This is a genomic window from Pseudomonas sp. 18.1.10 (assembly GCF_024655625.1).
Classification (GTDB): Bacteria; Pseudomonadota; Gammaproteobacteria; order Pseudomonadales; family Pseudomonadaceae; genus Aquipseudomonas.
In genome coordinates, this window is sequence record NZ_JANLGL010000380.1 from 1 (window position 1) to 3001 (window position 3001).

Genomic DNA, 3001 nt, shown 5'->3' on the forward strand with positions numbered 1-3001 from the left:
TCAGTCAATAGATTCATTGGCTGATCCACCGCATTCGCGAGCAAGCCCGCTCCCACAGTTTTAACCGCGTTTATTCAGTTACTGCCCGCTGTAGATCTGGTCAAACACCCCACCATCATTGAAGTGGGTTTTCTGCACGGTGCGCCAGTCACCAAAGGTCTTCTCCACCGACAGGAAGTCGACTTTCGGGAAGCGGTCGGTGTACTTGGCCAGCACTTTCGGGTCACGTGGGCGCAGGTAGTTGTTGGCCGCGATTTCCTGGCCTTCTGCCGACCACAGGTACTTCAAGTAGTCTTCGGCGGCCGCGCGGGTGCCTTTCTTCTCGACCACTTTGTCGACCACCGACACCGGTGGCTCGGCTTCGGCGGAGACGCTTGGGTAGATCACTTCGAACTGGTCGCGGCCGAATTCACGGGCGATCATTTCCGCTTCGTTCTCGAACGTCACCAGCACGTCGCCGATCTGGTTGGTCATGAACGTGGTGGTGGCCGCACGGCCACCGGTATCCAGCACCGGCGCTTGTTTGAACAGTTTGCCGACAAAGGCCTTGGCCTTGTTTTCGTCGCCGCCGTTCTTCAGCACATAACCCCAGGCCGACAGGTAGGTGTAGCGGCCGTTACCCGAGGTTTTCGGGTTGGGCACGATCACTTGTACGCCATCTTTCAACAGATCTGGCCAGTCTTTCAGGGCTTTTGGGTTGCCTTTGCGCACGATGAATACGGTGGCGGAGGTGAACGGTGCGCTGTTGTTCGGCAGGCGCGTGACCCAGTTGTCCGGCACCAGTTTGCCGTTGTCCACCAGGGCGTTGATGTCGGTGGCCATGTTCATGGTGATGACGTCAGCCGGCAGGCCGTCGATCACCGAGCGTGCTTGTTTGCTCGAACCGCCGAAGGACATCTGCAAGGTCAGCTTGTCGTTCGGGTGCTCGGCGTCCCAGTGCTTCTGGAACGCGGCGTTGTAGTCCTTGTAGAAATCGCGCATCACGTCGTAGGAGACGTTAAGCAGTGTCACGGGGGCTGCCTGGACGGCGCCCGCCAGGGCAAGGCCGGCGGCCAGTAGGGAGGCGCTAACGAATTTTTTCACTGCTCATTCCTTGTTGTTCGAGAAGGTGACGGTGTAGATGACGGCAATTTGCCAGCGACTATAGCCGGGCCTGCATAGACGTTTAAAGATTAAAACGCACTTTGCTTATTCCACTTTATGAAAAAGATTACTCCCACAGCGCGCGCAGAATGCGGCGTGGGGTTCATGGCTGTTTTTCTTGCACACCGGACAGTCGTGTTGCAGCTGCTCACCGCGCATGGCACTGGCCAGTTCGGCGGTGAAAATCCCGGTGGGCACGGCGATGATCGAATAACCGGTGATCATCACCAGCGATGAAATCACCTGGCCCAAGGGCGTCTTCGGCACGATATCGCCAAAGCCCACGGTGGTCAGGGTGACGATGGCCCAGTAGATGCCCTTGGGAATGCTGGTAAAGCCGTGTTCCGGGCCTTCGATCACGTACATCAAGGTGCCGAACACCGTCACCAGGGTGCACACGCTGACCAGGAACACCACGATCTTCTGCTTGCTGCCGCGCAGCGCCGCCATCAGGTAGTTGGCCTGCTTGAGGTACGGGCTGAGCTTGAGCACGCGGAAGATCCGCAGCATACGGATGATGCGGATAATCAACAGGTACTGCGCATCGCTGTAATACAGGGCGAGGATGCCGGGCACGATGGCCAGCAGATCCACCAACCCATAAAAACTGAAGGCATACCGCAACGGCTTGGGCGAGCAATACAGCCGCAGCCCGTACTCGATGGCGAAGATGATGGTGAAGCCCCACTCGATGTAGGCCAGCACGTCGGCGTAGTTCTGGTGGATCTCGTCGATGCTGTCGAGCATCACGATCACCAGGCTGGCGAGGATTATCAGCAACAAGATGCCGTCAAATCGCCGCCCGGCATTGGTATCGGTCTGGAAAATCATGACGTAGAGCCGTTGGCGCCAGTCGTTGTTGCTGTCCATAAAGCCCGCCTGAATCAGATGTCGAGCAAGCCTAGGGGGATTCGAAGGGGCTGTCCATGCGGGGTTTCTGCAGCAGGCGCACACCGGCGCGCACCAGCCAGCAGGCGAGGATAAAGGGCGCGGTCAACGCAGGCAGGTGCAGGGCGGTGAAGGCGGGCGTCAGAAGGATCGCCAGGCCGATGCCGACCAGTGGCAGCCAGGGTTGGCGGCGTAACGGGCTCAGGGCCAGGGCAGCGAGCGCGGGGTTGTAACTGTGCAGTCCGAGGAGGGCGCTGGTGGGTTCGCCCAGCAGCAGCGCGACCAGCACGCCGAGGCTGGCGCCGAGCAAGGCCCACAGTACGGCACGCCGGTTGGCCAGCCACAGGCCGAGGGCAATCAGTACGCCAGCCGCCGGTTGGTCCAGCAGCATGATTTGTGCGAGCCCGGTGAAGGGCGCGGCAACGACGGCGAGGGCATCCGGTTCGACCAGGGCAAGGTCGCCTGGCGGCAGCGTGCCCAGCAGCAACCAACCCAGGCCCACGAAGGGCGCTGTGTAGGGCGGCAAGGCTGTCTGTTTCAGCCATTGACGCGTGAGCATCGCCGCCAGCCCGCCGCTCGCCAGGATCAGCGGCGGCAACAAGGCCGACCAGGTGAAGTGCTGGCCGATCAACAAGCCCAGCAGCACGCCGTTATAGCTATAGAGCCCGGCTTGGCGCTCGGCCTTGGGATAGCCCCGGCGCTGGGCCGTGAGCAAACCCGCCACGCCACCGAGCAACGCCCCGCCGAACAAGGCCGGGGCGCCGATCAGGATGGCCAGCAGGCACAGCAGGCCGCACAGCGGCTGGCGCTGCAGGAATATCTGGCTGAAGCCGTTGAGCAGGGCTTCGGCCCAGTCGGGGCAAGTTGGGTTATGCATAGGGGTAAGTCAGTTAGACCGAGTTGCCCCCTTCGCGAGCAAGCCCGCTCCCACATTCGACTGCATTCCAAGGGATGTACTCGGTCAAGTGTG

General features: G+C 60.9%; 3 protein-coding genes. All 3 read right to left on the bottom strand.

What is annotated here, in order from left to right:
• Positions 1-78 precede the first annotated feature (78 nt).
• The 3 genes from NUV89_RS28850 to NUV89_RS28860 all read right to left on the bottom strand — a co-directional run bounded on the left by NUV89_RS28850 (position 79) and on the right by NUV89_RS28860 (position 2908).
• Positions 79-1083 (bottom strand): sulfate ABC transporter substrate-binding protein, encoded by a 1005-nt coding sequence (locus NUV89_RS28850; RefSeq protein ID WP_257783997.1) that lies wholly within the window; start codon positions 1081-1083, stop codon positions 79-81.
• Positions 1084-1188: 105 nt separating this feature from the next.
• A complete protein-coding gene (locus tag NUV89_RS28855; protein ID WP_257783998.1) occupies positions 1189-2013 on the bottom strand; it encodes an ion transporter in 825 nt (274 codons plus the stop codon).
• Between the two features lie 31 nt (positions 2014-2044).
• On the bottom strand, positions 2045-2908 hold the full coding sequence (locus tag NUV89_RS28860; RefSeq protein WP_257783999.1) for an urea transporter: 864 nt from the start codon (positions 2906-2908) through the stop codon (positions 2045-2047).
• Positions 2909-3001 lie beyond the last annotated feature (93 nt).

Bases quoted from the DNA above. Each gene is read 5' to 3' on its own strand.
- NUV89_RS28855 (WP_257783998.1), bottom strand. From the start codon at position 2,013: ATGGACAGCAACAACGACTGGCGCCAACGGCTCTACGTCATGATTTTC.
- NUV89_RS28860 (WP_257783999.1), bottom strand. From the start codon at position 2,908: ATGCATAACCCAACTTGCCCCGACTGGGCCGAAGCCCTGCTCAACGGC.